Origin of the sequence: Methanosarcina sp. 1.H.T.1A.1 (genome assembly GCF_000979295.1) — an archaeon.
Classification (GTDB): Archaea; Halobacteriota; Methanosarcinia; order Methanosarcinales; family Methanosarcinaceae; genus Methanosarcina.
Window position 1 is genome coordinate 1 of record NZ_JJQY01000097.1, and the last position, 6,903, is coordinate 6,903.

4 protein-coding genes and 1 pseudogene are annotated in these 6,903 nt (G+C 35.2%); 3 read left to right on the top strand and 2 right to left on the bottom strand.

The window, feature by feature from the left end; all coding sequences use genetic code 11:
* Positions 1-194, bottom strand: a pseudogene (locus EO95_RS18270) (hypothetical protein); the annotation flags it as partial.
* Between the two features lie 871 nt (positions 195-1,065).
* Between EO95_RS18270 and EO95_RS18475 the strand changes: the two are divergent.
* From EO95_RS18475 to EO95_RS10375, 3 genes are all read left to right on the top strand, one after another.
* Positions 1,066-1,200, top strand: a complete 135-nt coding sequence (locus EO95_RS18475; RefSeq protein WP_268767902.1) for a hypothetical protein — start codon at positions 1,066-1,068, stop codon at positions 1,198-1,200.
* Between the two features lie 237 nt (positions 1,201-1,437).
* On the top strand, positions 1,438-1,692 hold the full coding sequence (locus tag EO95_RS18600) for a hypothetical protein (protein WP_327037159.1): 255 nt from the start codon (positions 1,438-1,440) through the stop codon (positions 1,690-1,692).
* 678 nt (positions 1,693-2,370) lie between these two features.
* Entirely contained in the window at positions 2,371-4,176 is a 1,806-nt protein-coding gene (locus EO95_RS10375) for a hypothetical protein (RefSeq protein WP_048134539.1), read from the top strand.
* Between the two features lie 204 nt (positions 4,177-4,380).
* On the opposite strand, the gene EO95_RS10380 is transcribed toward EO95_RS10375, so the two are convergent.
* A complete protein-coding gene (locus EO95_RS10380; RefSeq protein WP_048134541.1) occupies positions 4,381-6,357 on the bottom strand; it encodes a hypothetical protein in 1,977 nt (658 codons plus the stop codon).
* Between the last annotated feature and the right edge of the window lie 546 nt (positions 6,358-6,903).

Genomic DNA, 6,903 nt, shown 5'->3' on the forward strand with positions numbered 1-6,903 from the left:
CCTTCAAGAACCGTGTTACTACTTTGAATGTAAATGGTATTCTCTATGGTATAGGTAAAAGGACCTTTAAGATAAACGGTGGTGTAATCGGGATTTTCGGCTAAGAATTTAAGGGCCTGATTTATCTGTACATCATCGGCTTTTCCGTCACAGTTGAAGTCACCGCTGCCGTCCCCGGCGACATAAACTGTCATACCCGATGCAATGGAAATCGAAGCCGTTTCCGTTAAGGTCAAGAAAAAGAGAATTATAATGTAAACTCTTAGTTTTTTTATATTTCCCCACCTACATATCCAACTTTTTTCACCCATTCTTTGTCCCCGTGTTTTTAACTATAATAACAAAACTTAAACAAATTATCGTGGGGAATAACCATAATCCCCTATCACGGGGATAAATAATCTCGTTATCCTTTTCACACCACCAATTTTTGTCTCGAAAAAGAGCTTTAATGGAATGAGATCGAATAGAGACCTAAAACGCAATAAATGTTCCATCAGGACTTAATTTCCGTCTACCTGGAGACAGCGTTCACCACCAGTACATAACTATTCATTCTTAATAAACATTATCAATTAAACGTCTCTATTAAACAATAGTATCAATTTGATGTAGTCCCGAATTATTCTCCCACCAAGTGGATGATACTTTAAACGATCTAATATCAGAAAATTTCGATAAATCCTGACTCGTCGGTATTAGGAGATTTACGTCTCACTAAGTTAGCTTTAATTCATGAAAACTGTTATGATTTTGTTCTAAAAAAGTGATGCAAAAATATTCAATAAGCGAAAGAGAGTAAGAGGGAAATATAGAAAATTGTTGCATTTGAGCTTTGACAAAATCAAGTACAATAAACGAAATATCACAGGAATAACGTCCTCTGTTGTCAAAAGGAAGTCTGGAGAAGTACTCAGGCAAGAAAGTTCTATAATCAAGTCAAAGAAATAAATATTAAACTGATAGTGTATACCATAAACAAAAATGTTGTAAAAATAATTGCATAAAATCAAAGATTTTTATAGAGCCGAAAAATTGAAATTCTATAACTCAAAAGTAGAATCCATGATAAAGTCAAAACAGGAATATAAGTATTATTTAGAAGCAGATAGAATTGCTTTAGGCAAAAAAAGGAAAAAGCCGAGGTTATTTTTGGATGAAGTATGGGTATTTCAGAGATTATTAAGAAAAGTTGAGTAATATAAAAATTGCAAAAATTCCCTTTTTTACCGTCCCTACTATTATTATCTATATTTAAAGTATCACCTACTAGGCATATTCCTTGGTTTTCTTATTGAGCCAAATGTTTTTGGTCCTGGGTTATCCATAAGTCATCCAGGTACGATTGTAGTCAACGGAAATGCAAAAGTAGGTGAAAATTGCAGGATACATGTATGTACGGTCATCGGAACTAAAGCAGGGGCAGGATATGAAGATTTGACGCCAAAAATAGGAAATAATGTTTACATTGGTCCTGGAGCAAAAATATTTGGAGATATAGAAATCGCAGATGGAATAGCTATAGGAGCTAATTCAATTGTAAATAAGTCCTTTACAGAACCAAATATCGGGATTGCAGGGATTCCAGCTAAGAAAATAAACGATAGGGGTTCTGAAAAACTGGTCCCAAAAGAGTTACTTATAACATTAAAAAAAGATTATCCTAAAATTTTTGAAAACCTTGAGGAATGATCGGATATTACCAGAACTTCCATCATGGCTTCTCATTTCCCGTATGACCCGAATCTGCTGTAAATTCTAAGCCAAATTTTTGTACACAGCACATGAAACGGGTTTATTAATATCGAGTTTTCGATTAGAGATCTTTTTAAAATTTGTAATTTTACAGAACTTTCGGTACGCTTCCTGGATGTTGATATTTCGAAATTAGAGTTCAAGCACCGGCCATATAGTTTGTTTTTATCTACTGTACACCGGCGGGCTCAAGCCTTGCGTGGCGAATGAAAGAAAGAATGTGAGATATCATTTGTGATCATTTCGGAATAATACCAACCAATTAATCAGGGAGCAACAGAAATAAGAGGATCGATTAAAAAGAATTTTGTGTGAAAGAGTTCATACAATAACAACGATAGTGCGTATTAGAAGGAGTTACTTCACATTATAGTTGGTAAAGACGTTTTAATACAATAATTAAGTATTAATTAAAACAGTCAGAATAAGAAAAGAAAAAGGAGAGAAAAAAATAGAAAAAAATATATTGAAAAAGAAATTACTTTCGCTTGAAAGTTCCGGTTTGTGCAAACTCCAAGAAGTAGAGTTGCTGCTTTAATAGATGCGGATCGGGACTCAGAGAGTAGATATTGTAGAGATAATACTCTATAATTATCAAGAAGGACGGCGGGCACGTTGAAAAAAGATACTAATCGAATCTTAACCTTTCTGAGCTCTATTTCTTTGTTACTTATAACTTATGGTCTCTTTGAGCTCAAAGGAATTCCGCCTGAAGGATATGTAGCTAGTATCTATGACCAGCTTCCATTACGTTTGTATCTGGTCCTGCTCTTTTGTTATTTTTCTTCCTGTATACTTGTGCTTTCATATAGAAAGACACCTGCAATTATCATACTGCTCCTTATTCATTTTACGGTACTGATCATCCCTTACATGCTTGGATACGTTTCTATTGGGAGATACGGAGAATTTTCATATATGGGATTGGCAGAAAATAATGGATTTTTTGATATTTCAGGTTCTTCCGCCATTTCAACCCTTTCTCCTACGGGTCCGCTGTTAGTTTTACCCCTGGATTTGATCTCAGGGCTGGGGGCACAGACACTTTATCACTTTTTACCGATATTTTTTTCGATTCAATTTATTGCCGGAATGTTCATATTATGCAGAACATATATGCTTCGGGAAAAACTTGTTGGGTTAACCTTACTCTCCTCGTTTCTTCTATACTTCTGGCGTTTTCAGTTTTCAGTTTTTCCTTATTACCTCTCTTTTTGCATGATCCCGATCTATCTTTTTGTACTGAAGAAAGCACTTTCGGATAAAAACAGGACGATGCTTATTAGTTTTCTTTTTATGATAACTTTGCTTCCATTAGCTCACCCTTTTATTTTTGTATACATCATTTGTTTTTCTCTACTCCTCATTTTTTCAGGTAAAATATTGAATCGGGGAAGACATCTCAGCAAAATATTTTTCGATATTCTTGTTGAAGATAATGTATCCAATTCAAATGGAAGAAAAGTTGTTTTCCTCTCTATTCTGACGTTTACCTCAGGAAGTATCCTGTTCTGTGCGAAATATGCTTCCCGGTTTTCCCAAATTTTACCTCATGATTTTTCCCGGCACGTTGGGACTTTATCAGTGACAGGCCTGACCAACGTATTAGAAATAGAATCCAATTTAGAATTTATACATTATTTTAATCTATATTATGGCAAATATTATATTCCGTTAATCTTCATTGTGATCAATTCCATAATCGTATGGCAGAATCGTAAAAGGTTTTGCCACCATTTTATCCAAACGTATCCCTCCTTTTTAGTCCTCTATATAGGATCTTTTTTCATTGAGTTGGGTTTCCTTTTAAACCCTTTTAACCCTTATCCTGCGGAAAGATTTGCAAATTTAAGTTTCATAATTTTTGCTCAAATACCCCTACTGGCTTATTCACTCTATATCATATTTCTCAGAAAGGGGAATGTGCTTGGTTTTGCATCTGTGGTTCTGATCTTATGCCTTCTCTGGACCTTTGGTTTCTTCAGCTGTTTCAGTTCTCCTTATACTGATGGAGTATCTGAAGGAGTTTCACAAAATGAGGTTAGAGGAATGCAGTGGTTATCCAGAGTAAAAACGACCCCTGATTGCGTTATATCCTATGAGGACAAGAATATGGGAAACGCTGTTCTGTCAGGCTCTACCAGCAATTTAAAAAACTCTGATTTAATTCCTTTTGAAAAGTCGTCTGGATTTATTTATGTCCCGAAATACTATTCTGAGGATATAATCCATTTAAAAAATTCGTCAGAAAATGAGCCATTCTATTTTGTGGTGACCACTTTTTCGAAGGATTTGAGTTTGAATGAATCTAGATCGGAGACCCAGACATCTGTCGGAAAGGTGTTCATACCTCCTGAAAGCTATCCTCTGCGCAAGATCTATGACTCCCTCAATATAGAGATTTATGAGCACGCCGCTTAAATGAGCACGTCCCTTGAGTTTGTTAAGAGAAAGGGATGGAAAAAGAAAGCTTATCCACAAAAAGCAGAAGATGAGAAAGTTATAGAGAAAGATAAAAAAGCTTGAAGGGAAGCTGAGAATTTGTTACGAAATAACCTGGGCAACGCATAATTAAAAAGTTGCACATGTTATTTCGCGGTGGGTCCTTAGATAGTAAGCAAGGGCTCAATGGACTCGAGAACCGCCAATAAATATATCTTCTGCCGGACTCGAATAAATTTTATTTATTTTATTCAGATTGCGATTCATCTCCAGTTCATTTTCAGAAGTTCCCCTGTAAAAATAATTGGCGCTTTCGACACCATTTCCTCCTTCACTCAAATATAAACCAGCCCGGAGGAATTCCCTGGTTCTAATCACGATATAACCACTATACTGAGCGAAGTTGTTCACATCAGCAATTCTGTAGCTCCGGAAAAAAGAAAGGTTGTTTTCTTCGGAAGCCCCTGGAATCCGAGGGAAATAAAAATACCTGGATGCGTAATAATCGGAGTAAATGTAAGAGCCAGCAGGAACATAACACTTAATATGCTCAAACCCTCTCAATTCCGGAGCTGTAAAATACGGATGCGCGGATTCAACAATGAGACTCTCAGAATCCGAGATACTGTAGACAGAAGAAACAAAGACGAAAGTAGAGAACAATAAAAAAATAAAGAATAAAGGATAACCTTTTTTAGAGGAGGACTTTGACAGATAGTTCCAGAATACATAAATACCGTAGCTCATAACAAAAGCCATAAAGGGGCTGACAAACAGCTTGAATCTGTCAATCCTGAATAAGACATGCAACTGCCAGATAGTATTGAGAGGATTCGGGATATAAAAGATAAGAGTAAACAGGGCGAATAGCCCGAATACTGAAGCATAGTTGTTTTTGTGTTTTTTCAGGAGAAAACCAATCCCAATTAAAGCAAAAAATAGAAAAACGGAGCCGTCAAGATATCCGACTAAATTAATCAGATATTCATTAACATTTCCCAAACCTTCGGATGTCAAAACCATTGAGTCCCATAACTGACTCTGTAAACGTATGGTTATACCCCTTTGGACAAACAGGTATGCTACAAAAAACCAGTATGATGTAAAAATAACATTTAACAGGATAAAAAAGGGTTTGCTTATATAACTGCCAACGTTGACAAGAGATTCGCAAACAAGGAGAATAACTAATAACAGGACAAACTGGGGCAAGGAAACGTTATGCACCAGTGTTAAAAAAAGTACGACAATGACCGAAAGGATTTTTAAAGAGAGTTTAGACTCTTTGAAATTTACACTGTAAAGTAGATACAGTAATACGACGAACATTACGAAAGACATTGTCCGGGTGATCATATTTGCACCGTAATAAAGCACAACCGAACTCGAAGAAAAGAGTAAACAGGAGAGCAGGGAAATCTGGCGATTCTGAGTTATAGAGAGAAAAAGGTAGTAAAGAAAAAAGATAGTTATTGCATAAATCGGGGCAGTTATTAAAAAAAGAGAGGATTTTATACCCATATGTAAGATGAGAGAGGATGCAGCGACCATTATGTGATACAAAGGAAAGTATGCATAATCGGTTAAAGAAGTTGAAACAATATGCCCTGACATTGCAGTCATTTCTGAAAGTAAAATATGGGGCATAATGTCAGTTGTCCCAAAGTAAAGATCATAATTTAAAGTAACACTGTAAGTAAGGTTTAACAGACTTAAAAAAATCTCCGCCAGGATAACGGAAGAATTTGAATTCTCAGAAAAAATTTGCAGTAAAATCAGAATATAAAGTAACACAATAAATATAAAATAATACCAGGATCTGCCCCCTTGAGACAATAAAAGGGTGCTGACTGAGCCAAGATAGAAAATTCCAAATAGATAGATTAAAGAGTTTCGACTTATAGAAGGAAAAATAAGAATATCACTTAGTCCCAGATCTTTTTTGTAAATGAATAATACAATAATACAGGAAATAACTGCAGGGATTCCAGTAAACAGCCCTCTAACTACAAAACCAAATTTTCCAACCGCAAACATCCATAAGAATGCAAATAATACGGCAAAGATTACGCATAATGGAAACAAAGAGTAGATAAATTTCATCTGCTTGTTATTATTATTAGCAGAATTGAACCCCTTAACTTCATTCAATATAGACATAGTATCCCCATTAATTCTTAAACCTCATAATCTTTAAACCCAATACAATTCAGATCATACTTAATTTGACAGACCGTATTAAACTTGAAGTATAAAGAAAAAATTTTAAAAACTAAATGACATTTACAGATAGGTCATTGATTAAGAAGATTTTGCTTTGAAAAATCTCCCGGCCATCCAAAATGCTCTGATTACTTTAATTTTCATATTACATAATCAGTTACAGGGAATTGACACTAAATTCCCTGTCAATAAAAGCAACAAGATCCTCTTTGACATAAACGGAATAACTTAGGCAAAGAATAATTTAGTTGAAGCTAACTCAGTCATCTTGCTAGTGAAAGTTATTTAATCAGTCCTGAATATTGCCATGTTACTTCGCCGCAGATCCTTAAAGCGACTTTTGAATAGACTCAATGAATATTAAGAAGCGCTTCAATGCATTTTAAGAAGCGCTTCAATGCATTCTTCAATGAATTTTTCTTCGTTGCGAATACCTATTACAACCGAAACAAAAGGATATTCCATAAAATGACCCCGTTTTTA